Source organism: Bacillus cereus group sp. MYBKT111-2 (assembly GCF_051915205.1).
GTDB classification, from domain to species: domain Bacteria; phylum Bacillota; class Bacilli; order Bacillales; family Bacillaceae_G; genus Bacillus_A; species Bacillus_A paranthracis.
Genome location: NZ_JBQAEG010000001.1, coordinates 943,600 through 966,318, shown reverse-complemented (window position 1 = coordinate 966,318; position 22,719 = coordinate 943,600). Strand labels below are relative to the sequence as shown.

Sequence of the window (22,719 nt, the reverse complement as noted above, 5' to 3'; positions counted from 1 at the left end):
TGGAAATACAGGATCAACGGGAGATACGGGTCCAACGGGAAGTACCGGATCGACGGGGAACACTGGTCCAACGGGAAGTACGGGATCAACGGGAAATACGGGAGTAACAGGTTCAACAGGACCAACCGGAAGCACGGGATCAACGGGAGCCACGGGAGTAACAGGCCCAACTGGAAGTACGGGAGCAACAGGAAGCACTGGCCCAACCGGAAGCATGGGTTCAACGGGAGTAACAGGCCCAACTGGAAGTACAGGAGTAACGGGAAGTACGGGAGCCACAGGAGTAACAGGCCCAACCGGAAATACAGGAGTAACGGGAAGTACGGGAGCGACAGGAAATACAGGGGCAACGGGAGATACGGGCCCGACAGGAAGTACCGGATCAACGGGAAGCACGGGAGCGACAGGAAGTACCGGATCGACAGGGAACACAGGTCCAACGGGAAGTACGGGATCAACAGGAAGCACGGGATCAACGGGAAATACGGGAGTAACAGGCCCAACTGGAAATACAGGAGCAACGGGAGATACGGGTCCAACGGGAAGTACCGGATCGACGGGGAACACAGGTCCAACGGGAAGTACGGGAGCAACAGGAAGTACGGGAGCAACAGGAAGCACAGGCCCAACCGGAAATACGGGAGTAACGGGAAGTACGGGAGCGACAGGAAATACCGGGGCAACGGGAGATACGGGATCGACGGGGAACACAGGTCCAACGGGAAGTACGGGATCAACGGGAAGTACGGGAGTAACAGGTTTAACAGGCCCAACCGGAAATACAGGAGTAACGGGAAGTACGGGAGCGACAGGAAATACCGGGGCAACGGGAGATACGGGCCCGACAGGAAGTACCGGATCGACGGGGAACACAGGTCCAACGGGAAGTACGGGAGTAACAGGTTCAACAGGCCCAACCGGAAATACGGGAGTAACGGGAAGTACGGGAGCGACAGGTTCAACAGGCCCAACCGGAAATACCGGAGCAACAGGAAGTACGGGAGCGACAGGAAACACCGGTCTAACGGGAAGTATCGGTCCAACAGGAGACACGGGAGCGACCGGGGCGACTGGAGTTAGTACAACTGCAACGTACGCGTTTGCAAATAATACATCAGGAAGTGTTATTTCTGTTTTGTTAGGTGGCACGAATATTCCGTTACCAAACAATCAAAATATTGGACCGGGAATAACTGTTAGTGGTGGGAATACTGTATTTACAGTTGCAAATGCAGGGAATTATTATATAGCCTATACAATTAATTTAACAGCAGGTTTACTTGTGAGTTCCCGTATAACTGTAAATAGCAGCCCACTTGCGGGAACGATAAATGCTCCGACAGTGGCTACTGGTTCATTTAGTGCAACAATCATTGCTAACTTGCCTGCTGGAGCTGCTGTTAGCTTACAATTATTTGGAGTAGTTGCGTTGGCTACATTATCGACGGCAACGCCAGGAGCTACTTTAACGATTATTAGATTAAGTTAATAAGGAGAAAACCTTGGGGCTTTTATGCTTCAAGGTTTTTTATCTCCTTATTTGTATGTAGTCTCATTGATTAGGAAAGTTTTACTTTATTCACATGAGTAAAAACATCGCAGTTCGAAAATATATTATAATAGAATGAAAAGAGAGAAATTTGGCAGAAAGGGAGGGTGGCGATGCAGGAGATGGTTACAGATTTTTTTGGACGCCCACTTCAAGATTTACGCATATCTGTCATTGATCGTTGCAATTTTAGATGTACATATTGTATGCCAGCGGAAGTGTTTGGGCCAGATTATGCTTTTTTGAAAGATGAGTTTTTACTGACGTTTGATGAAATTGAGCGTTTAGCAAAACTATTTGTGAACATCGGTGTACGAAAAATTAGACTTACTGGTGGCGAGCCACTACTTCGTAAAGATTTAACAAAACTTATTGCACGTCTCGTGAAAATTGATGGGCTATTAGATATAGGGTTAACGACCAATGCAATTCATTTAACGAAGCAAGCAAAAGTATTAAAAGAAGCTGGATTACATAGAGTAAATGTTAGTTTGGATGCAATAGATGATGATGTGTTTAAGGCTATTAATGGCCGAAATATTAATACGAAACCTGTTATAAAGGGAATTATGGCTGCAAAAGAGGCCGGGCTTGATGTAAAGGTAAACATGGTTGTGAAAAAAGGGATGAATGATCATCAAGTACTTCCGATGGCTGCGTATTTTAAAGAGCAAGGAATCCCGCTTAGGTTCATTGAGTTTATGGATGTTGGTAGTACAAATGGATGGAATTTTGATCAAGTTGTTACGAAGCGAGAGTTAATTGAGATGATTCATCGCGTGTATCCGCTTGAGCCAGCTGAAGCGCATTATTTTGGTGAAGTTGCGAAGCGATATCGTTACGTTGGAACAAATGTTGAAGTCGGTTTTATTACTTCTGTTTCTGAGTCCTTTTGTTCCTCTTGTACGAGAGCGAGAATTTCAGCAGATGGAAAGTTTTATACTTGCTTATTTGCGACAGAGGGACTCGACCTAAGGGAACTTCTTAGAGGAAATCTTTCGGATGAGGAGTTAGTAAGCGTTATACAAGATGTATGGATGAATAGAAAAGATAGGTATTCGGATGAACGGACAGAAGAAAGTGCGAAAAATCGTCCGAAAATTGAAATGTCTTATATAGGAGGATAAGAAGGGAGGCTATCGTATGCAGGAGCGATATTCAAGGCAAATATTATTTTCTGGTGTTGGAGAAGAAGGACAGAGAAAAATTAGAGAGAAGCATGTGCTTATTATTGGTGCGGGAGCTCTTGGTGCAGCAAATGCAGAAGCGATTGTTAGAGCAGGTGTTGGAAAAGTAACAATTGCGGATCGTGATTATGTAGAGTGGAGTAATTTACAAAGGCAACAATTATATACAGAAGAAGATGCAAAGCAGTATAAACCGAAGGCGGTAGCAGCGGCAGAGCATTTAAAAGCGATTAATTCTGAGGTGGAAATAAATCCGGTTGTAACTGATGTAACAGTGCAGGAAATGGAAGAGTTAGTGAAGGGTGTAGATTTAATATTAGATGCGACAGATAATTTTGAAACGCGTCTTCTTATTAATGATATTTCACAAAAGTATAATATTCCATGGATATATGGTGGTTGTGTCGGAAGCTACGGAGTAACGTATACAATTGTACCAGGAAAAACACCGTGTTTCCGCTGTTTAATGGAGCATCCAGCAAGCGGAGCAACATGTGATACGGCTGGTATTATACAGCCGGCGGTGCAATTAGTAGTTGCGCATCAAATAACAGAAGCGTTGAAAATATTAGTAGAAGACTATGGGGCGCTTCGCGAAACGATGTTATCGTTTGATCTTTGGAATAATCAACAGATGGCATTTAAAGTGAATAGACAGAAAAAAGAAACGTGTTTATCTTGCGGAAGATTACGTACATATCCGAGTTTAACATTTGAAGCACAAACGAAAACAGAAGTGTTATGTGGACGAAATACAGTACAAATCCGTCCAGGTGTGCGGAATGAATTTAATTTAGAAGAAATTAAAAAGCGCTTACAAAGAAGTGTGGATGTAAAGGCTACTCCGTATTTAGTATCGTTTCTAGTAGAGGAATTTCGTTTTGTTTTATTTACAGATGGCAGAGCTTTTATTCATGGGACGAATGATATAAATGTAGCAAAACGTTTATATGCAAGATATATAGGTTGAACCTAAAGGGAAGTCCTTTAGGTTCAACAGGGAGAAGGTTAAGACTTTCTCGCATAATCTCCACTTTTTCCACCTGTTTTTTCAAGTAAGTACGTTTCGCCGATAATCATACCTTTATCAACAGCTTTACACATATCGTACACGGTAAGAGCGGTAGCGGAAGCAGCTGTTAAAGCTTCCATCTCAACACCGGTGCTACCTTCTGTTTTAACTTTTACTTCAATCAGTAATCGATATTGTTCATCGGATTGTTTCCAATCGAAAGAAACGTCAACACCTTTTAATAATAAAGGATGACACATTGGGATAATATCAGAAGTGCGTTTCGCAGCCATAATACCAGCGATTTGTGCAACTGCTAATACGTCACCTTTCCCGATTTCATTATGAGAGATTTTATCGTAAATTTCTTTCGTAACGACAATGCTAGAGCGCGCAATTGCTGTTCGAACGGTTGCTTTTTTATCGCTTATATCAACCATTTTCGCGCGTCCTTGGTCATTAAAGTGTGTGAATGAAGACATGGAATTCCTCCTTGAAGTAATTTCTATTTAATATATAAAGTTTAATCGAGATAAAAAAAATTGCAAATATGGGGTGAGAAACGATGGTAGAAAAACGAATTCCGATTCAAGTTGCTGATGCAGTAGAGAGAGTAATGGAATATGCGAAATTTGGTGAAGTAGAAGAAGTTTCTATTACGGAAAGTTACGGGAGAATTCTTGGGGAGGATGTTGTCTCTGATCATGACGTTCCTCATTTTGATCGTTCCCCTTACGATGGTTTCGCAATTCGAGCGGAAGATACGAAAGAAGCAAATCAAGAGAATGCAATTGAGTTTGAAGTAATAGGAGAAATCGGGGCGGGGTCTGTTTTTCTAGATACAGTAGGATCTTTTCAGGCGGTTCGTATTATGACAGGAGCAGCTATTCCAGCGGATTGTAATGCAGTCGTAATGCTAGAACTGACGGAAGGTTTTGAGAAGGACGGAAAAACATATATGAAGTTAAAGCGTCCTTTTCATAGTGGCGACAATGTGTCATGTAAAGGGGAAGATATAAAACAAAATCAAGTTCTCGTTCAGAAAGGTGTTGCAATTAATCCAGGTGTTGCGGCCTTATTAGCGACGTTTGGATATAGTACTGTGAAAGTTGTAAAACAGCCTGTTGTTGGTATTGTGACGACAGGAAGTGAATTGTTAGAAGTACATGAGTCGTTACAACCGGGGAAAATTAGAAATAGTAACTCTTATATGATTGCTGCTCAAATTATGAAAGCTGGAGGTAAAGTCCGATATTATGGCCAACTTGCCGACGAGTTAGATGCATGTTTTACAGCTGTTCAATCAGCGATGGATGAAGTTGATATTTTAATTACGACAGGCGGTGTGTCGGTAGGAGATTATGACTACTTGCCGGCTATTTATGAAAGATTACAAGCGAATGTACTCTTCAATAAAATAGCGATGAGACCAGGAAGTGTAACGACTGTAGCTGAAGTGGATGGAAAGTTACTTTTCGGTTTATCAGGGAATCCGTCAGCTTGTTATGTGGGATTTGAGTTATTTGTGCATCCGGTTATAAAAACTTATTTGTATGCGAAGGAACCCCACGTATATAGAGCAGATGCTATTTTACAAAAAGATTTTCCAAAACCAAATCCGTTTACTCGTTTTGTAAGAGCAAAGGTGACAATCGTGGACGGGGCATTACACGCGACGCCGGTCGGTTTAGATAAATCGAGTGCGGTATCTTCACTTGCAGATGCGAATGCTTTTATTGTGTTGCCTGGAGGAACGAGAGGCTTTGAGGCAGGGATGAAAGTGTCTGTATTATTGTTAGAGCACGCTGAGGGATGTGATTGGCCATGGGCAAAGCCCCTTCAATCTTACAAATAGTAGGGTATCAAAATAGCGGGAAAACAACACTTGTAGAGAAAATTGTACATGCATTAGCTGAACGGAAAATAAAAGTTGCTACGATTAAACATCACGGGCATGGAGGGTTTCCAGAAGTAGCGCAAAAAGATAGTGAAAGGCATAGAAAGGCCGGTGCTGTCGTAAGTAGTGTAGAAGGCGCTGGATTACTTTCATTGTCGTCATTAAGAGAGGAATGGTCCTTGCAAAAAATTATCCGTTTATACGAGTTTTTTGAAGTGGATACAATTTTAATTGAGGGCTATAAAAAAGAGAGCTATCCGAAAGTGGTGTTACTTCGTTCTGAGGAAGACGTTGAACTTTTACATAAAGTAGAAAATATAGTAGCAGTTATTACGTGGTATGATGCTCCTGCAAACTTACGAGAAGAATATAAAGTATTTCATATAACAGAAGAAGATTTGTATATAGATTGGTTTGTACAAACGGTAAGGAGTGCGAAATGACACATACGTATTATGAAGTAATTGATACAGAAATTTCAATTGAAGAAGTAGCGAATAAGGTTATTCGCCGCGAATGTGGTGCTGTTACAACATTTATTGGAACGGTTAGAGAGTTTACGAAAGGGCGTCGTACATTATACTTAGAATATGTCGCTTATAAAACGATGGCAGAAAAGATGCTAGAGAAAATCGGATCAGAAGTGAAAGAGAAATGGCCAGATACACACGTTGCGATTACACATCGCATCGGTACACTGCAAATTTCTGATATCGCGGTTGTTGTGGCTGTTTCAACGCCGCATCGTAAAGCGGCTTATGAAGCAAATGAATACATTATGGAACGCATAAAACAAATTGTTCCGATTTGGAAAAAGGAGTTTTGGGAAGATGGAGACTCTTGGATTGGCGATCAATTAGAAAAAACGCCATATCCGGCGGGAGAGCCTGGGAAGGAGCTATAAGTATGATTCGAGTATTGTTATTTGCGAACTTGCAAGAAGAAGCAGGAAGAAGTGAATTACAAATAGAGAAAGAAAGTATTACGGTTGCAGAGTTAAAAGATGTTATTGCAAAAGAATATAATGTACCAGTCACAGAACCAATTATGGTTGCGATTAATGAAGAATATGCAAATGAGGATGATACGATTCAATCTGGTGATGTTGTTGCACTAATCCCACCAGTGAGCGGTGGTTAATATTGGATTCATTAAAACGACTTTCCTATATAGGGAAAGTCGTTTTTTTTATGGCGTTTTTGAGAACACTAACGTATAGAACAAGGAGGGCGTTATGAAAAAAATATGTGTAATGCTAACAATGATATGTTCTATCTTTTCCTTTTTGCCAAGTTATTCTTTGGCAAAAGAATCGAATGAACAACTTTTAGAAAGTGCATTATTAAATCGATATTATTCTGTGATAAGACAAGTGACAGAAGATCAATATGAATGTGCTTCAGTTATCAATATAAAGCGTCTCGGCAAGAATGGTGAGTTCGTTCCTAGATATGAAGTGACGCTACAATTTCTTACATTTCAAGGAGCACATAATCCGCCAAATGATAAAGTTACGCTTACTTTGGAAGATTATTTAGATCACGTAAGGATAAAGAAAGTGGAGCGAGAAAAGAATGTTTCTGGTGCTATTGCAGAAAAAATTTGTGAAAGGGAAAAAGAAAAAATAAAAGCTCACTCTACTGATTCAGAGTGATAACCTATGACATTTAGTAAAGAAAGGTAATGAGCGATGGATATATTTTTAGCGATTTTACCAGCTATATTTTGGGGAAGTATTGTGCTATTTAACGTAAAACTGGGCGGGGGGCCTTATAGTCAAACGCTCGGTACAACGTTTGGCGCACTTATTTTCTCGATTGTTGTTTATATTTTTATGAAACCAGTGTTGACCCCAACTGTTATCGGAGTTGGAATTGTGTCAGGCTTATTTTGGGCGCTCGGTCAGGCGAATCAATTAAAAAGTATTGATTTAATGGGCGTTTCGAGAACGATGCCGATTTCAACGGGACTTCAATTAGTTTCGACGACTTTATTTGGAGTCATCGTATTTCATGAGTGGTCCACAACAATATCAGTCGTCCTTGGTGTATTAGCTCTCGTTTGTATTATTATTGGTGTTATTTTAACATCTCTTCAAAGTGAAGAAGAAAAGAATGCAGAGCAAGCGGGGAATTTTAAAAGGGGCATTATCATTTTATTAATTTCAACAGTTGGTTATTTAGTTTATGTAGTAGTGATTAGACTGTTTAACGTAGATGGTTGGTCAGCTTTGTTGCCACAAGCAGTTGGTATGGTGTTAGGAGGGATTTTGCTTACTTTTAAACATCATCCATTTAATAAATATGCAATACGAAATATTATTCCAGGATTAATTTGGGCAGCTGGAAATATGTTTTTATTCATTTCACAGCCGCGTGTTGGAGTGGCAACAAGTTTCTCGTTATCGCAAATGGGAATTATTATTTCGACACTTGGCGGGATTCTTATATTAGGTGAAAGAAAAACGAAACGCCAATTAACGGGTATCGTTGTCGGTATCGTTTTTATTATCGCAGCCGGAATTATGCTAGGTATAGCAAAAAGTTAAAGGAGGTATGGAAATGTATAGTGATTTAGAAGGAAAGGTTGTCGTTATTACAGGATCAGCAAGTGGTCTTGGGAGAGCAATGGGAGTAAGGTTTGCTGCGGAGAAAGCAAAGGTAGTGATTAATTATCGCTCACGGGAGTCAGAAGCGAATGATGTGTTAGAAGAAATTAAAAAGGTAGGCGGAGAAGCGATTGCTGTAAAAGGTGATGTGACGGTCGAATCAGATGTGGCGAATCTCATTCAATCTGCTGTGAAAGAGTTTGGTACGCTTGACGTTATGATTAATAATGCAGGGATAGAAACTGCGGTACCATCGCATGAAATGCCGCTTGAAGATTGGAATAGGGTAATTAACACAAATTTAACAGGTGCTTTTTTAGGAAGCCGTGAAGCGATTAAATATTTTGTAGAACATGATATTAAAGGATCTGTCATTAACATGTCGAGTGTTCATGAGAAAATTCCGTGGCCGCTATTCGTGCATTATGCAGCTAGTAAGGGCGGTATGAAACTAATGACAGAAACGTTAGCGATGGAATATGCACCAAAAGGTATTCGAGTAAATAATATAGGGCCAGGTGCAATTAATACGCCGATCAATGCAGAGAAGTTTGCTGATCCTAAAAAACGTGCTGACGTAGAAAGTATGATACCGATGGGCTACATTGGAAAACCAGAAGAAATTGCAGCAGTAGCAACTTGGCTCGCTTCTTCAGAGGCGAGTTATGTAACGGGCATTACGCTATTTGCAGATGGTGGAATGACGTTATATCCATCGTTTCAAGCTGGGCGTGGGTAATAGAAAAGGACGAAGAGATAAAACTCTTCGTCCTTTTTTACAAAAAAAAAATAGCGGCCAGCTATTTTAAATTTAGTGATTAATTGTATCTTGAAGATATTCTGTTGCTTGATGTTCAGAAACATTTTGTACGAGTGCAACTTCACTAATCATCATTTTTCGGGCATTATCTAGCATTTGTTTTTCGCTCGCATTTAAAGCTCTCTCTTTATTGCGGCGAAGTAAATCCCGAACAACTTCTGCGCTATCTTGCAGATTGCCGTTTTTCATTTTTTCCATATTCATTGTATATCTTTGTTTCCAGGAAAGTGATGTATCTGATTCCCCGTTTTGAAATTCAAGAAGTATATCATCTAACGTACCTTTATCTACGATATAACGAATACCTGATTTTTGTAATTGATCCATCGGAAGCATTACTTGCATATCTTTACTAATGATACGTATTACACAATATTGACGTATTGTTCCTAATATTTCTTTCTCTTCAATGGCCTCGATGACTCCTGCGCCGTTCATTGGATAAACGATTTTATCACCAATTTGAAACAAATCATCCACCTCCATATGTGGTAACCATCTTTAATGATAGCATAAGTAAATGGAAATGTCAAATTTTATATAATACCATAATAATTATATTTGAGTCAATAAGTAAAAGCTCTTTTTATGTATATTTTTTTGCTTTTATTTATGGATGATTTTTTTAGAAAAATAGTACAGGTGAAGAAAGGAGGCATATCCACTTATTTTTAAGCATAAAATGTAAAATCGCTAATACAATATACCTAAATCCGTTCTTTGCAAAGGAGGGAGAGAAGGTGGGGCGCACAATAAAAATCGATATTACAAATAAAGTGGTAGCTAAATTTAGACCAGATTATTTGGAATTGTATACGAGTAAATTTATGATAGGTAAGTTTTATGTCTATACTGAAGGTAAACAATATGTGTTAGAAGACGGATATATATATGAAGACGGAAAGTTTTATCGCATCATAGATACGCACCGTGGCAATAATCAAGCGGCGGAGGGCTGCGATCTAGGATGGTGTTAACATGATTCGTGTAAAAGTGTTTGATGAAAGTCACGAAAAAGACTTAGAAGACGCTGTAAATGTTTTTTTGAAAAAGATTGATGATAGTAACTTTGTAGACATTAAGTACCAAGTCGGTGTTTCTATTAACGATGACGAAAACCAAATTTATTGTTTTTCAGCAATGATCGTTTATAAAGCATAAAAAAGAGCTGGATGAGCCAGCTCTTTTTTATGCTTTATGTTGGGACAACATGTGTCGGTAATACGTTCATAATAGATTGGGTTGCGCCTAATTTCTTTGTCGTTAAAAGAGGCTCACCTGTCTCATGATTTTGGGCATCTTTACACATACCAAGGTGATAGCGATCACCTAAAAATGGATCAATATAAAAACCGTTTTTGAATACTTTATCATTCGGATGTTTTTCATGGTGAATATCAGAGCAGTTAATGCAATAGAACATAGCGTTCAACCCCTTTTTATTTTTGTTTGAAAAAAGTGAGTCGGTAGTCATTTCGCTCCTAAGGAAATGTTGAGGAGAAGAGAAATAACTACCTACTCAAATGGTGGGCATATTCCTTCTGATTTTTCATATCTCGCGTAGTGTCCCTGAGGGAAGGAGGAGAGACGAAATACGCATGATATACGTAAGGCGCTTCTTCCAAGATGAATGATGGAGTTTCATGTTGAGAGAAGTTTTTATTTTTTGTTGCCTTTGTGAGTATATTATGAGGAAATGTTCGGAGGGTGTTTGTCCTGTTGAAAAAATGTTGAGAATTTCTCAACAGTAAAAAAGAGTTAGTGTTGACATGAAACTAAAAGGTGTTATATTATCGAAGTGTAACCAAAAGGTGTTATATTTGATTACCGAATAAAGGAGAATGGAAATGGAACAACAAAATACATTAACTGACATTAAACAAACGATCGTTTTTAACGCGTCTATTCAAAAGGTGTGGAATGTAGTATCAACTGCAGAAGGGATTGCCTCATGGTTTATGCCAAATGATTTCGTATTAGAGGTAGGACATGAATTTCATATACAATCACCATTTGGACCATCACCATGTAAAGTATTAGAAATCGATGAGCCAAATCATCTATCTTTTTCATGGGATACAGATGGCTGGGTTGTTTCATTTCATCTGAAAGACCTAGGAGATAATAAAACAGAATTTACGTTAATTCACGGCGGCTGGAAACACCCTGATGAAATTCTTCCGAAAGCGAATGCGAAGAGCTCTATTATTCGCGACAGAATGAGCGGAGGCTGGGTAGCGATTGTAAATGAAAAACTGAAAAAGGTTGTCGAAGGCTAAGTGTCCTCATCAGCAGCGAAATATGATGTGTTTCAAGCAATTGCTGATCCAACCCGCCGAGAAGTAATACGGTTATTAAGTGATAAAGAGTTACCGATTTCCAAAATAACGGATCATTTTCCGATGAGTCGTACTGCGGTTGTAAAGCACCTTCATATTCTTTCAGAAGCGAATTTAGTAAGTGGAAGAAAAAGCGGAAGAGAGAAAATATATCGCTTGCATCCAGAACCATTAGAGGAATTACAACAGTGGCTCTCGTATTATGAACGTTTTTGGGATAATAAATTGTCCATGCTGAAACATATTGTGGAGAATGAAGAGTAAAAGAGGATGACCAAAATGGTCATCCTCTTTATTATTGCTCACTTGTTTGTGTAGCGGGCTTTAATAAAAGCCAAGCGATAATTAATGTACATACTGCTAATACGAAAGTGCTCATATAAATGACGTGTACACTTGATGCTAATGCGGATTGAGATTCGCTTACTACGTTTGCTGTAGTTCCGCCGTGTCCGCCAGATACAAGGTCAAGGTTTTTAATACCACGTGCGTGAATCATCGTATTGAAGATTGTGCCAAATACTGCCGCACCTAATGTTTGGCTAAATGTATTGATAAATGTGTTTAAACCTACTGCTGTCCCGCGTGTTTGAGCTGGTACGGCAGCTTGAATTGTTACCATATAAATAGGTGTTACAAGTCCCATTCCTAATCCGAATAATCCGACTGATACATAAATAAGGAATGATGGTGAAGTAGTTGACAATGTAAATAGTAAGAAGGTAGCGACTGATAAAATGCTAGCTCCAAGTAAAATGATTTGTTTCGTTTTCAATTTGCCGACTAAGTTACCGGAGAAAATAGCACCAAATGTCCACATAACAGGGATTGGCATTAAAATAAGTCCAGCTTCAGTCGCATTTTTCCCTAATACACCTTGGCTCCAAATTGGAAGGTACATTGTAATACCGATGATCATTGCACCAGCCATAAGAGTTAATATGTTTATCGTAGATAATGTACGGTTAGAGAAAAGTGCTAACGGAATTAATGGTTCTGGAGACTTTTTCTCGATGTATAAGAAAAGAATGAATGCAACGACAGCAAAGATTAATAGGCCGATAATTGATATGTCTCCCCAATTTTGCTTACTGCTACCTGTTAATAATGCATATAGTAGAGCGATTGTACTTAATGAGAATACTGTTGCACCAAGATAGTCGATATGGTGCTTAGCAGGCTTAATAGATTCTTTGTAATAAATTGCAATCATTAAGCAAGCGATAATTCCAAATGGAACGTTTAAGAAGAAGATGTAGCGCCAAGATAGAGAATCAACTAAAAATCCACCTACTAATGGCCCGATAACACCTGAGACGCCCCAAACAGCACTTATCCATCCTTGTGCTTTTGCGCGGTCTTTCGCTTCGTCATATAAGTCACCAATGATTGTCATAGTAATTGGCATGACAGCACCAGCACCTAAACCTTGAAGGGCACGAAAGACGATAAGTTGTTCCATCGATGTAACGACACCGCAAAGTGCAGAGCCGACTAAAAAGATTGTAGCTCCGATGAGTAGAACTTTTTTACGGCCGAATAAATCAGCTAGCTTTCCGTATATTGGAGTTGAAACCGCTGTGGCAAGCATGTAAATTGCGTAAACCCAGCTAACAAGTTCAACGCCTGATAAATCACTCGTTATACGAGGGATCGCTGTACTAACAATCGTTCCTTCTACAGCAGAAAGAAACGTCATTAGCATTAAAGACATCATGACTTTTTTTCGCATATGATTTCCCCTTACCCTTTTTCAAATATTCAACAATATAAAATATAAAGCTACTAAGGTATATAAAGCAATAAAAAAGCACTGGGAAGTTAAGGGGAGGGGATATTTGTCGTTTTTTGTCGGTAAGTCGATATATTTGAAAAATCGCCGATATAAGTAGCAGAATCGCTGATATATTTGGAAAATCGCCGATATAAGTAGCAGAATCGCTGATATATTTACAGAATCGCCGATATAATTTCATGTACCTATAAAAAAAGAAACAGGAATCCCTGTTTCTCAGTTTAATATTGCATTTTTGCATTTTCTCCAGCTGTTGTTCCAGCAATTCTACCAGTAACAAGGGCAGATGTAATGTTATAGCCACCAGTATAACCGTGAATATCAAGAACTTCCCCGCAGAAATATAAGCCATTTGTAAATTTAGAAGACATTTCTTTCGGGTTAATTTCTTTAACGGATACACCGCCGCCAGTAACGAATGCTTTTTCAATGGACTGCGTACCATTTACATTCACAGTAAATTCTTTAAAGTCTTTCACAAGTGCACGAATCTTCTCATGAGAAACTTGTCCAGCTTGCTCGCTGCCATCAATTTCATTTTTTTCTAATAAGAATAGGAAGTAACGTTCAGGAACATAACCTTTTAAAACGTTTTTAATTCCTTTTTTCGGATCTTCCTTCATTTGTTTCAGCATGCGCTGGAATAGTTGTTCACTATTTTCTTCTGGCAATGCATCGATGCTCATTTGCACTGTATTCGTTTTGAACTTTTTCAGTGCTTTTACAACGAATTGACTACAGCGAAGGGCAGCAGGACCAGATAGGCCGAAATGAGTGAAGAGCATGTCCATTTTGTGAGAAATGATAGCTTTTCCTTTCGGGTTTAATACGCTTAAGTTTACGTCTCGTAAAGCGAGGCCTTGCAGTGAACGGTCTCGAATAAATGGTTCGTTTGAAAGGATTGGTACTTCTGTTGGGAATAATTCTGTAATTGTATGACCAGCTTTTTCTGCCCAAGCATATCCGTCTCCAGTAGAACCAGTTTGAGGAACAGATTTTCCGCCAACAGCGATAACGACGTGATTTGTTTCTAGCACTTCGCCAGTCTTTAGTACGACTGCTTTCGTTTGACCATTTTCATATTCAATCGTTTCAACAGGTGTATTCGTGCGGATCTTTACACCTAAATCTTTTAATCGTGTTAAAAGTGCGTCTACTACCGATTGGGCTTTATTTGAAACAGGGAACATGCGGCCATGATCCTCTTCTTTCAGTTTTACACCGAGATTTTCGAAGAATGTAATAATATCTTCATTATTGAAAATAGAAAAAGCGCTGTATAAGAAGCGGCCATTTCCTGGTATATGTTTAACGATCTCATCAAGTGGTAGACGGTTCGTTACGTTACAACGGCCACCACCTGAAATCGCAAGTTTACGCCCTAGTTTATTTCCTTTATCAAGAAGCAAGACACTTGCGCCTTCTTCTGCAGCACCGATTGCAGCCATTAGCCCAGAAGGCCCGCCGCCGATGACAATAACATCATAATGCATAATATATCGACCTCATTTTCTACATTTCCTGCCTAAAAGAATAGCATGTTTTCCCTTAAAAGAAAAATAGAGTGAAGTACTGCTTAAGGAGAGAATTGTGGTACAATACAAAAGTTAGAGTTCAGCACTATCCTGCTATTTGTGGGCCATAGGACTAAAACCTTAAGAGTTAGGGGAAGTCTAATAGTTCTCGAATGCTCGAATAGTTCAATTTATTATAGTTTCACTTTACCCCGCATTAACGGGCAGTAAGACTCCCACCTTAAAGTTTGCTTAGGTCAAAGAAGTAGGTGGGAGATTAACTGCCCCTAAATGCCCGATTGGTGGGGGCTAATAATCTGTGGGGAAGAACACCCCACTGATTAAAGTTTCACTTTATGTAGATGTAGGAGGATTTTTGTATGTCCGATTCGAAATTTCTGCGCGGAACGCTTATCGTTACGTTAGGGACATTTTTAGTGAAGTTCTTAGGCATGATTTACGTCTTTCCGTTTCATGCATTAGTAGGGACAGAAGGCGGAACGCTCTATACATATGGATACATTCCATATACGATCTTTTTAAGTATTGCAACGGCAGGGGTGCCGCTTGCTGTTTCAAAATTCGTTTCCAAATATAATGCGCTTGGCGATTATAAAACGAGCCGGAGAATGTTCCGCTCGGGAATGGTTATGATGATAGTAACAGGAGTTCTTTCATTCCTAGTACTGTACATGACGGCGCCGTTGTTTGCAGAAGCAATGCTTGGTAAACAAAGTGTACACAGTAATATAGGAGAAGTTACGACGATTATTCGTCTTGTAAGTTTTGCGCTTATTGTTGTGCCGGCAGCGAGTTTAATTCGTGGTTATTTCCAAGGTCACCAATCGATGGGACCAACTACTGTTTCGCAAATTATTGAACAAATTATTCGTATCGTCTTTTTATTAGCGGGTAGTTTTATCGTTATTAAAGTACTTGGCGGTACAGTTGCAACAGCAGTTGGGGTAGCGACATTTGCTGCATTCGTTTCAGCAGTTGGAGCGCTCGGTGTACTCATTTGGTACTGGCTAAAACGTAAAAAACATTTGGATCAATATTTAATTGAACAAACTGTACCAGAATCGACAGTGAGTACTGTTCAATTATTTAAAGAATTATTTGCATATGCGATTCCTTACGTTGTAATTGGGTTAACAATTCCTTTATATCAACAAATTGATACATTGACATTTAACTCAATTATGCAAGCGATTGGCCAAGGTGATATTGCAGAGCGAGCGCTCGGTATTTTCACAATGTGGACGCATAAATTAATTATGATTCCTGTATCACTTGCGACAGCGTTTAGTTTAACGCTCGTACCAGCGATTACAAAATCATTTACTGAAAAGCAATACCGTTATTTAAAGTTACAAATTACACAAACATTCCAGGCAAATATGTTCTTAACATTGCCAGCAGTTGTCGGTATTTCATCACTTGCATATCCAATTTATACTGCATTTTACGATTCAGATCCATTAGGTGGACAAGTATTAATGTGGTATGCACCGGTTGCGTTGTTATTTGCTTTATTTACAGTAACAGCGGCAATTTTGCAAGGTATTAACCAACAAAAGCATGCGATTATCGCACTTATAATGGGTGTTATTTTGAAATTTGTATGTAACGTAATCTTTATTCGTTATTTCGGTACAGTAGGGGCGATTCTAGCAACAGCTGTTGGTTTCTTAGCTTCTGTTTGGTACACAAATCAACAAATTAAAAAATACGCACACTATTCATTCGGTGTTGTATATAAGAGAACGTTCCAAATTGCAGTATTAACATTTGTAATGGTTGTGGTCGTAAAACTATCACAATGGATTCTATCCTTCATGATTTCGCCGGATGGCCGAGTTGGCGCTCTTATTACAGTTGCGATTTGTGCAGGTCTTGGCGGTCTCGTTTACGGATTGTTAGCAATTCGCACAGGAGTACTTGAAAGAGTATTCGGCGGAGAAGCGTTAGAGAAAATCCAGCGTAAACTTGGCAATAGATTGAAAATAAAGTTGAAATCAAAAGGGGCGTAATTACGTCCCCTTTTCTATGATAAATAAAGAAGGTGAAAAACGTGAGATTAGATAAATTATTAGCAAATATGGGATATGGAAGTAGAAAAGAAGTAAAGAAATTATTGAAAGACGGCGTTGTGAAAATTGATGGAATACCGGTGAAAGATGCAAAGGTTCATGTAAATGTAGAAGAACAAGAAGTTATGATTCACGGTGAAGTCGTGGAATATAAAGAGTTTGTCTACTTAATGATGCATAAACCACAAGGCGTTATTTCAGCTACAGAAGATGATAATCATGAAACGGTAATAGATTTATTAGAGTTAGAAGATGCGATTTTTAATCCGTTCCCAGTGGGAAGACTTGATATTGATACAGAAGGTTTCTTATTAATAACAAATGACGGGAAGTTATCACATCAATTGTTATCTCCGAAAAAGCATGTGCCGAAAAAATATTATGCACACGTTGCAGGAGTAGTAACGGAAGAGGATGTAAAAGAGTTTGCTAAAGGTGTTATTCTAGATGATGGCTATGAAACAAAGCCAGGTGCACTTACAATATTAAAAAGCGATGATATTTCTGAAATCGAGCTTGTCATTACAGAAGGAAAGTTCCATCAAGTGAAGCGTATGTTTGAAGCGGTAGGGAAAAAAGTAGTCTACTTAAAGAGAACAGAGATGGGACCGTTAGTGTTAGATGAAGAGCTAGAACTTGGACAATACCGAGAGTTAACAGATGAAGAAGTAGAGATGTTAAAAACATATCAAGTAGATACTGACAAATAGTGCTATTTTTAGGTGCAGAAAAGACCCCTTTCTAATGAGTTAGAAAGGGGTATGTATTTATTTACATACAATTATTTTTCGTTATGAGGTCATTCTCACTTTCTTTCCTGTTGTTGTCCACTTACCGCGGCAAGGGCTATACACGAGTTCATTAAACTGCAACACATTTAGATCACGTTGTATCGTTCGCGGTGTGATCCCGAACTCATCTACAAGGTCTTTCGTCGTTACCGTTCCGTTTTCATTGATGTACATATAAATTGATTTAATGCGTGTTAGCATACGAGTAGTTGTAGGTTTCAAGAGAAAACCACTCCTCTACTAGTTTTTTTGACCCCATTCAGGAAAGAAGGTCGTTACTACCATTGTACTCTACATGATAAAATTCATGCTTTAATCTACTTAAATTTTACAGAAATTTAACAAATATTCATATAGAAAAATATTGGTAGTTGACATTGTATATATGGTCAGTCAACTAACACATAAAATTCTACGTAAAACGCCAAATTCCTGCAAATTTTTTTGAAAAAATAAAAGAAAAACTAATAAGAAATATCTGAAATATTACAATTGTTCGGTATTTGGTTTTCGTATATGGCATAAGAGATTTCGGTTTGTTATGATGAAAGAAACAATATAGTGAAGGATGGATGCGTGATGTCAGCAATTAATTGGACAGAAGAAGTTGCAAAACGAAAAGATGATTTAATTCGTGATACACAACAATTTTTACAAATTAAAAGTGTATGGGAAGAAGAATCGGCGAAAGAGGGCGCACCATTCGGTGAAGGTGTAGAAAAAGCTTTATCTTTCATGTTACATAAAGGAGAAACGGAAGGCTTTACTTCTAAAAATTTAGAAGGGTATGCAGGTCATCTTGAAATGGGACAAGGAGAAGAATTAGTAGGTATTCTTTGTCACGTTGATGTTGTACCAGAAGGAGATGGCTGGACGACTCCTGCATATAGTGCAGATATTCGTGATGGGAAGATTTTTGCACGTGGTGCAATTGACGATAAAGGCCCAACGATGGCAGCTTACTATGCGATGAAAATTGTGAAAGAATTAGGTTTACCTCTTTCAAAACGTGTTCGTATGATTTTAGGAACAGATGAGGAAAGCAATTGGAAATGTGTAGATCACTACTTTAAAAACGAAGAAATGCCAACAATCGGTTTTGCGCCAGACGCGGACTTTCCAATTATTAATGCAGAAAAAGGAATTTCTGATATACAAGTTGTGCAAAATGGTAGTGAAGAGAAGAAAGGTACATATGAACTTGTTTCATTTGAGTCAGGTCGCCGTTTAAATATGGTTCCTGATTTTGCAGAAGCGGTTGTTACAGGAGAGGATGTAAGTGCACTTACAGTAGCATATGAAGAGTATTTACAAACTGCTAAAAAAATAGGTGAAGCAATTGTAGAAGGTAATACAGTGACATTGCGAATTAAAGGGATTTCAGCTCACGGATCTACTCCGGAGAAGGGAGAAAATGCAGGCTTATTACTGGCAAACTTCTTAACTACAGTTGCTCTTGATGGAAAAGGGGCATCGTTTGTATCGTTTGCAACAGAAACATTTACAGGAGATACTTTAGGAGAGAAAGCTGGTATTTCTTATAAAGACGATATTAGTGGTCCATTAACAGTGAATGTTGGTCGCCTTTCTTATGCGAAAGAGAATGGTGGTAATTTAGGATTAAACGTACGTTACCCAGTTACGACTAACTTTGAAGAAACGATTGCAAAGTTAAAAGAATATATGGGTACTCATGGATTTGAAGTGGCAGATTATTCGAACTCTCGCCCGCATCATGTTGATAAAGATCATGTATTAATTCGTACGTTGCAACGTGTATACGAAGAACAAACAGGTGAAAAAGCAGAACTATTAGCAATTGGCGGCGGTACTTACGCTCGTTCGTTAAAAGCTGGTGTTGCATTTGGCCCATTGTTCCCTGGAAAAGAAGAACTTGCACATCAAAAAGATGAGTATATTGAAATTGAAGACTTATTAAAGGCAACAGCAATTTACGCGCAAGCAATTTATGAATTAGCGAAGTAATGGATATATAAATAATAAAAGACCGTCCCGATACATACTTTGGGACGGTTTTCTATTACGTGTCGTTTGTTGGTAAGCAGATGTTCCTTGTCGAAATGTCGATATCATTTCATCTATTAACGCGACCTGAACTTGGTTAGACTTGTAGGGAAGTTGGATTCTTTTTAATGGAATGAGATAAGAAAGAAAAGCAACAATAGAAAGAAGGAGAAGATGTACATGGAACTGCATTATTTTGTCGCGATTACGTTACCAAATCATATAAAAGAAGTGCTGTCTAACTATAGAGAGGAAATGCAGGAGAAATTACCATTTCGTTCGTGGGTACATAAAGAAGACTATCATATTACCCTTTCCTTTTTAGGGAGTGCGACAGAGGAACAATTAGAAGGAATAAAGAATGGATTACAAACACTTATACAAATGAAAGAACTATCGTTCACATTACAAGGATTTTCAACGTTTGGTATGGAAGACAGGCCGCGTATTTTTTGGGCAAAGGTAAGCGAAAATCAAGATTTGTTTCAATTGCAAAAGCGAGTACACGTTATGTGTGAAGAGAATGGATTTTCTTTAGAAACGCGCCCATATCATCCGCATATTACTGTTGCACGTAAATGGGTAGGAGAAGAAAAGTTTGATTTAGAACATATAAAGGAAGTGCCTGAAATATCATTTCAAGCGGATACGATTACTTTATACGAATCTCACGTAAAGGAGACGCCGAAATATAAAGCAATTGCTGAAATAAAATTACAAAAATAGAATGTATGAAAACGTTTTTTATACAGGTGAATATACTATAAAGAACAATGTGTTACTGTATAGGGCTTCGCTGATAAGAAAAGCCTTATCATTTGCAGCTCGTTTCATTTTAACTTTAAGAATGATGGTGATTTTTTTATGTTGAAAGTAAAACGTCCATTTGATGCCTATTTAGATGAAATGAATAAAATTACAATTTTGCTCCCACATGCGTATGGAACAAGTCGGACATTTCGTTTGCAAGAAGGAAGTAACGTGAAAGATTTACCGATTGCTCATACAATTGCGCTTCCGGATGCAACGAAGTATGAGTGCTTTATAGAAGAGCCGCTAGATGTGGGGAAGTATTATACAGTACGAGATGAACGGAATGAAGAAACAGATTTACAAATAGGTGCTGTCATAAGAACAGCGATTTTCGATGAAAAGTATTATTACGAAGGTACAGATTTAGGGGCAGTACACCAAAAGGAAGCAACTACATTTAAAGTATGGGCTCCAACTGCGAGGCTTGCGAAAGTAAGAATTTATAAAAGTGATAAAGAATATACCGATCACGAAATGCACAGAGAAGAAAATGGGGTATGGGCTCATACATTACAAGGCGATTTAGCCGGAGAAAAGTATACATTTCTTGTTTGTATAAATTTAATATGGAACGAAGCTGTGGATCCTTATGCAAAATCAGTGACTGTAAATGGGAAGTACGGCGTTGTTATTGATTTGGAAAAGACGAATGTAACAAAGCGAGGGCAATTACCACCTTTACAAGCAATGACAGACGCCATATTGTATGAACTGCATATTCGTGATGCTACTATTCATCCGAATAGTGGAGTGAGTAAAAAAGGAACATATAAAGGGCTAATGGAAGAAGGGACAACAGGACAAAATGGGACGTTAACAGGTTTGTCTCATATAAAAGATTTAGGTGTTACACATGTTGAACTATTACCTTTATATTGTTTCGGTGGTGTAGATGAGGCAAACCCTTCCTCTGCGTATAATTGGGGTTACAATCCATTATATTACAACGCACCAACGGGATTTTATGCTACAAATCCTTCTGACCCGTATAACAGGATCGTAGAGTGTAAACAGCTGATTGAAACATTTCATGAGCACGGTATTAGAGTGATTATAGATGTTGTATATAATCATGTGTATGAAAGAGAGCTATCGTCATTTGAAAAGCTTGTTCCAGGATATTATTTTCGTCATGGTGAAAATGGTATGCCTTCTAATGGGACGGGAGTCGGAAATGATATAGCATCTGAACGGAAAATGATGAGGAAATTCATTGTAGAGTCTATTTTATATTGGCTTACAGAATACAATGTTGATGGATTTCGATTCGACTTAATGGGAATTTTAGATGTTGATACAATAAATATAATAGAAAAAGAAGTGCGAAACATAAAGCGAGATGCACTGCTATTAGGAGAAGGATGGGATCTACAAACACCACTTCCTCTAGAGGAAAAAGCAACGTTAAATAACGCAAAGAAAATGCCGCATATTGCGCAATTTAATGATCAATTTCGTGATGGGATAAAAGGGAGTACCTTTCATATAAATAAACGTGGTTTTGCATTTGGTGGGTATGTAGACTGTAATCATTTGCAGTATATTGCATCAGGAAGCCTTTTGAGTATGAAAGAAACAGGTTTGTTTCTAGAGCCTGTGCAAAGCATTAACTATGTAGAATGTCATGACAATATGACGATGTGGGATAAACTAATGCGCAGTAATGAAGAGTCGGAAGAGATTTTGAAAAAACGTCACGTGCTAGCAACTGCAATGGTGATTCTGTCGCAAGGCATCCCTTTCTTACATGCTGGGCAAGAGTTTTATCGTACGAAGCAAGGAAATGAAAATAGTTATAATGCAAATGATGAAATTAATCAATTAGATTGGGATCGAAAAGAGAAAGAAATAGAAACCGTTAACTATATAAAAGGTTTAATTGCTATTCGTAAAGAGCACGGAGCATTCCGGTTACAAAATGCAGACCTTATAAAAAAGTATATGACTTTTTTGCAAACATCCCCAGAAGTACTTGCATATCATTTAGAACATGTAGAGTCGTTTGGACCGTGGAAAGAAATTGTCGTTTTATTTAATAGCAGTTTAGAAGCGAAAACGGTGCAACTGCCGAAAGAAGAAACGTGGCATGTGCTAGTAAACGAAAAGCAAGCGAAAATAGAGCCAATTTCTTCATTTAGAGGAAAGGAACTTAGGCTCGCTCCGATTAGCACGTATATATTGACGATAATGTGACAAATCGCTACTTGACGATGAGAATGTAATAAATGTAGAATTGACAAAGGTGACGATTTTGATAAGTTGTCATTCTATGGCTG

At 38.6% G+C, this 22,719-nt stretch carries 25 protein-coding genes; 19 read left to right on the top strand and 6 right to left on the bottom strand.

The genetic code is table 11. The features are described from left to right. The 3 genes from ACTFNE_RS05135 to ACTFNE_RS05125 form a co-directional block, all read left to right on the top strand. On the top strand, positions 1-1,489 hold a 1,489-nt coding region (locus tag ACTFNE_RS05135), incomplete at its 5' end, for a BclA C-terminal domain-containing protein (RefSeq protein WP_439997963.1). A gap of 173 nt (positions 1,490-1,662) precedes the next feature. After that, positions 1,663-2,676, top strand: a complete 1,014-nt coding sequence (gene moaA / locus ACTFNE_RS05130) for a GTP 3',8-cyclase MoaA (protein ID WP_270706359.1) — start codon at positions 1,663-1,665, stop codon at positions 2,674-2,676. A 16-nt stretch (positions 2,677-2,692) separates the two neighbouring features. Then, complete coding sequence (locus tag ACTFNE_RS05125) at positions 2,693-3,706, top strand: molybdopterin-synthase adenylyltransferase MoeB (protein ID WP_046198214.1); 1,014 nt, start codon at positions 2,693-2,695, stop codon at positions 3,704-3,706. A 38-nt stretch (positions 3,707-3,744) separates the two neighbouring features. Here the strand turns inward: ACTFNE_RS05125 and moaC are convergent, their stop codons facing one another. Then, positions 3,745-4,230 (bottom strand): cyclic pyranopterin monophosphate synthase MoaC, encoded by a 486-nt coding sequence (gene moaC, locus ACTFNE_RS05120; protein WP_046198213.1) that lies wholly within the window; start codon positions 4,228-4,230, stop codon positions 3,745-3,747. An 83-nt stretch (positions 4,231-4,313) separates the two neighbouring features. On the opposite strand from moaC, the gene moeA reads away from it, so the two are divergent. From moeA to ACTFNE_RS05085, 7 genes are all read left to right on the top strand, one after another. Beyond that, a complete protein-coding gene (moeA, locus tag ACTFNE_RS05115; protein WP_270706360.1) occupies positions 4,314-5,603 on the top strand; it encodes a molybdopterin molybdotransferase MoeA in 1,290 nt (429 codons plus the stop codon). Continuing rightward, positions 5,573-6,088 carry a molybdopterin-guanine dinucleotide biosynthesis protein B gene (gene mobB / locus ACTFNE_RS05110; protein ID WP_046198211.1) on the top strand — a complete coding sequence of 172 codons (516 nt, stop codon included), beginning with the start codon at positions 5,573-5,575 and terminating at the stop codon, positions 6,086-6,088. Before moeA ends, mobB begins: the two co-directional genes overlap by 31 nt. Further along, positions 6,085-6,549 (top strand): molybdopterin synthase catalytic subunit MoaE, encoded by a 465-nt coding sequence (gene moaE, locus ACTFNE_RS05105; RefSeq protein ID WP_000149942.1) that lies wholly within the window; start codon positions 6,085-6,087, stop codon positions 6,547-6,549. Before mobB ends, moaE begins: the two co-directional genes overlap by 4 nt. A 2-nt stretch (positions 6,550-6,551) precedes the next feature. Next, a complete protein-coding gene (moaD, locus tag ACTFNE_RS05100) occupies positions 6,552-6,785 on the top strand; it encodes a molybdopterin converting factor subunit 1 (protein ID WP_000621789.1) in 234 nt (77 codons plus the stop codon). 94 nt (positions 6,786-6,879) lie between these two features. Then, complete coding sequence (locus ACTFNE_RS05095; protein WP_000717661.1) at positions 6,880-7,299, top strand: DUF3888 domain-containing protein; 420 nt, start codon at positions 6,880-6,882, stop codon at positions 7,297-7,299. Between the two features lie 36 nt (positions 7,300-7,335). Beyond that, the gene (gene glcU / locus ACTFNE_RS05090) at positions 7,336-8,193 is read left to right on the top strand and encodes a glucose uptake protein GlcU (protein ID WP_000350858.1); all 858 of its coding nucleotides are present in this window, start codon (positions 7,336-7,338) and stop codon (positions 8,191-8,193) included. Positions 8,194-8,206: 13 nt separating this feature from the next. Further along, complete coding sequence (locus ACTFNE_RS05085; protein WP_270706364.1) at positions 8,207-8,992, top strand: glucose 1-dehydrogenase; 786 nt, start codon at positions 8,207-8,209, stop codon at positions 8,990-8,992. A 72-nt stretch (positions 8,993-9,064) separates the two neighbouring features. On the opposite strand, the gene ACTFNE_RS05080 is transcribed toward ACTFNE_RS05085, so the two are convergent. Further along, positions 9,065-9,559, bottom strand: a complete 495-nt coding sequence (locus ACTFNE_RS05080; RefSeq protein WP_001998466.1) for a CarD family transcriptional regulator — start codon at positions 9,557-9,559, stop codon at positions 9,065-9,067. 254 nt (positions 9,560-9,813) lie between these two features. Here ACTFNE_RS05080 and ACTFNE_RS05075 point away from each other — a divergent pair, with 254 nt between their 5' ends. Beyond that, positions 9,814-10,050, top strand: coding sequence for a DUF2553 family protein (locus tag ACTFNE_RS05075; protein ID WP_000533800.1), 237 nt, complete (start codon positions 9,814-9,816; stop codon positions 10,048-10,050). A 1-nt stretch (position 10,051) separates the two neighbouring features. Next, positions 10,052-10,234, top strand: a complete 183-nt coding sequence (locus ACTFNE_RS05070; RefSeq protein WP_000621751.1) for a sporulation protein Cse60 — start codon at positions 10,052-10,054, stop codon at positions 10,232-10,234. Between the two features lie 34 nt (positions 10,235-10,268). Here the strand turns inward: ACTFNE_RS05070 and ACTFNE_RS05065 are convergent, their stop codons facing one another. After that, positions 10,269-10,496 (bottom strand): DUF3973 domain-containing protein, encoded by a 228-nt coding sequence (locus tag ACTFNE_RS05065; RefSeq protein ID WP_000498984.1) that lies wholly within the window; start codon positions 10,494-10,496, stop codon positions 10,269-10,271. A 424-nt stretch (positions 10,497-10,920) separates the two neighbouring features. On the opposite strand from ACTFNE_RS05065, the gene ACTFNE_RS05060 reads away from it, so the two are divergent. Beyond that, positions 10,921-11,352 (top strand): SRPBCC family protein, encoded by a 432-nt coding sequence (locus ACTFNE_RS05060; protein WP_000437774.1) that lies wholly within the window; start codon positions 10,921-10,923, stop codon positions 11,350-11,352. Beyond that, positions 11,353-11,676 carry an ArsR/SmtB family transcription factor gene (locus tag ACTFNE_RS05055; RefSeq protein ID WP_000098837.1) on the top strand — a complete coding sequence of 108 codons (324 nt, stop codon included), beginning with the start codon at positions 11,353-11,355 and terminating at the stop codon, positions 11,674-11,676. It abuts the gene before it with no gap. 31 nt (positions 11,677-11,707) lie between these two features. Here the strand turns inward: ACTFNE_RS05055 and ACTFNE_RS05050 are convergent, their stop codons facing one another. Beyond that, positions 11,708-13,144: an MDR family MFS transporter gene (locus tag ACTFNE_RS05050; protein ID WP_046198209.1), complete on the bottom strand. Its 1,437-nt coding sequence runs from the start codon at positions 13,142-13,144 to the stop codon at positions 11,708-11,710. A gap of 284 nt (positions 13,145-13,428) precedes the next feature. Then, entirely contained in the window at positions 13,429-14,700 is a 1,272-nt protein-coding gene (locus ACTFNE_RS05045; RefSeq protein ID WP_000558878.1) for an NAD(P)/FAD-dependent oxidoreductase, read from the bottom strand. A 401-nt stretch (positions 14,701-15,101) separates the two neighbouring features. Here ACTFNE_RS05045 and ACTFNE_RS05040 point away from each other — a divergent pair, with 401 nt between their 5' ends. Continuing rightward, on the top strand, positions 15,102-16,754 hold the full coding sequence (locus ACTFNE_RS05040; RefSeq protein WP_109630349.1) for a putative polysaccharide biosynthesis protein: 1,653 nt from the start codon (positions 15,102-15,104) through the stop codon (positions 16,752-16,754). 41 nt (positions 16,755-16,795) lie between these two features. After that, on the top strand, positions 16,796-17,524 hold the full coding sequence (locus ACTFNE_RS05035) for a pseudouridine synthase (protein ID WP_048557782.1): 729 nt from the start codon (positions 16,796-16,798) through the stop codon (positions 17,522-17,524). Positions 17,525-17,605: 81 nt separating this feature from the next. Here ACTFNE_RS05035 and ACTFNE_RS05030 read toward each other — a convergent pair whose 3' ends face one another. Next, positions 17,606-17,827, bottom strand: coding sequence for a DeoR family transcriptional regulator (locus tag ACTFNE_RS05030; RefSeq protein WP_000805512.1), 222 nt, complete (start codon positions 17,825-17,827; stop codon positions 17,606-17,608). Positions 17,828-18,184: 357 nt separating this feature from the next. On the opposite strand from ACTFNE_RS05030, the gene pepV reads away from it, so the two are divergent. The 3 genes from pepV to pulA all read left to right on the top strand — a co-directional run bounded on the left by pepV (position 18,185) and on the right by pulA (position 22,636). Further along, positions 18,185-19,591 carry a dipeptidase PepV gene (pepV, locus tag ACTFNE_RS05025; RefSeq protein ID WP_270706366.1) on the top strand — a complete coding sequence of 469 codons (1,407 nt, stop codon included), beginning with the start codon at positions 18,185-18,187 and terminating at the stop codon, positions 19,589-19,591. 219 nt (positions 19,592-19,810) lie between these two features. Beyond that, a complete protein-coding gene (thpR, locus tag ACTFNE_RS05020; protein ID WP_270706368.1) occupies positions 19,811-20,356 on the top strand; it encodes an RNA 2',3'-cyclic phosphodiesterase in 546 nt (181 codons plus the stop codon). A 138-nt stretch (positions 20,357-20,494) separates the two neighbouring features. Then, complete coding sequence (pulA, locus tag ACTFNE_RS05015) at positions 20,495-22,636, top strand: type I pullulanase (RefSeq protein ID WP_270706369.1); 2,142 nt, start codon at positions 20,495-20,497, stop codon at positions 22,634-22,636. Positions 22,637-22,719: the final 83 nt, after the last annotated feature.

Excerpts from the sequence above, each read along its gene's own strand:
- ACTFNE_RS05050 (WP_046198209.1), bottom strand. The coding sequence starts at position 13,144 with ATGCGAAAAAAAGTCATGATGTCTTTAATGCTAATGACGTTTCTTTCT.
- ACTFNE_RS05080 (WP_001998466.1), bottom strand. The coding sequence starts at position 9,559 with ATGGAGGTGGATGATTTGTTTCAAATTGGTGATAAAATCGTTTATCCA.
- ACTFNE_RS05060 (WP_000437774.1), top strand. The coding sequence starts at position 10,921 with ATGGAACAACAAAATACATTAACTGACATTAAACAAACGATCGTTTTT.
- pepV (WP_270706366.1), top strand. The coding sequence starts at position 18,185 with ATGTCAGCAATTAATTGGACAGAAGAAGTTGCAAAACGAAAAGATGAT.
- ACTFNE_RS05070 (WP_000621751.1), top strand. The coding sequence starts at position 10,052 with ATGATTCGTGTAAAAGTGTTTGATGAAAGTCACGAAAAAGACTTAGAA.
- ACTFNE_RS05085 (WP_270706364.1), top strand. The coding sequence starts at position 8,207 with ATGTATAGTGATTTAGAAGGAAAGGTTGTCGTTATTACAGGATCAGCA.
- thpR (WP_270706368.1), top strand. The coding sequence starts at position 19,811 with ATGGAACTGCATTATTTTGTCGCGATTACGTTACCAAATCATATAAAA.
- mobB (WP_046198211.1), top strand. The coding sequence starts at position 5,573 with ATGGGCAAAGCCCCTTCAATCTTACAAATAGTAGGGTATCAAAATAGC.
- pulA (WP_270706369.1), top strand. The coding sequence starts at position 20,495 with ATGTTGAAAGTAAAACGTCCATTTGATGCCTATTTAGATGAAATGAAT.
- ACTFNE_RS05045 (WP_000558878.1), bottom strand. The coding sequence starts at position 14,700 with ATGCATTATGATGTTATTGTCATCGGCGGCGGGCCTTCTGGGCTAATG.
- ACTFNE_RS05065 (WP_000498984.1), bottom strand. The coding sequence starts at position 10,496 with ATGTTCTATTGCATTAACTGCTCTGATATTCACCATGAAAAACATCCG.
- moaC (WP_046198213.1), bottom strand. The coding sequence starts at position 4,230 with ATGTCTTCATTCACACACTTTAATGACCAAGGACGCGCGAAAATGGTT.
- moeA (WP_270706360.1), top strand. The coding sequence starts at position 4,314 with ATGGTAGAAAAACGAATTCCGATTCAAGTTGCTGATGCAGTAGAGAGA.
- ACTFNE_RS05040 (WP_109630349.1), top strand. The coding sequence starts at position 15,102 with ATGTCCGATTCGAAATTTCTGCGCGGAACGCTTATCGTTACGTTAGGG.
- glcU (WP_000350858.1), top strand. The coding sequence starts at position 7,336 with ATGGATATATTTTTAGCGATTTTACCAGCTATATTTTGGGGAAGTATT.
- moaE (WP_000149942.1), top strand. The coding sequence starts at position 6,085 with ATGACACATACGTATTATGAAGTAATTGATACAGAAATTTCAATTGAA.
- moaD (WP_000621789.1), top strand. The coding sequence starts at position 6,552 with ATGATTCGAGTATTGTTATTTGCGAACTTGCAAGAAGAAGCAGGAAGA.
- ACTFNE_RS05125 (WP_046198214.1), top strand. The coding sequence starts at position 2,693 with ATGCAGGAGCGATATTCAAGGCAAATATTATTTTCTGGTGTTGGAGAA.
- ACTFNE_RS05095 (WP_000717661.1), top strand. The coding sequence starts at position 6,880 with ATGAAAAAAATATGTGTAATGCTAACAATGATATGTTCTATCTTTTCC.
- moaA (WP_270706359.1), top strand. The coding sequence starts at position 1,663 with ATGCAGGAGATGGTTACAGATTTTTTTGGACGCCCACTTCAAGATTTA.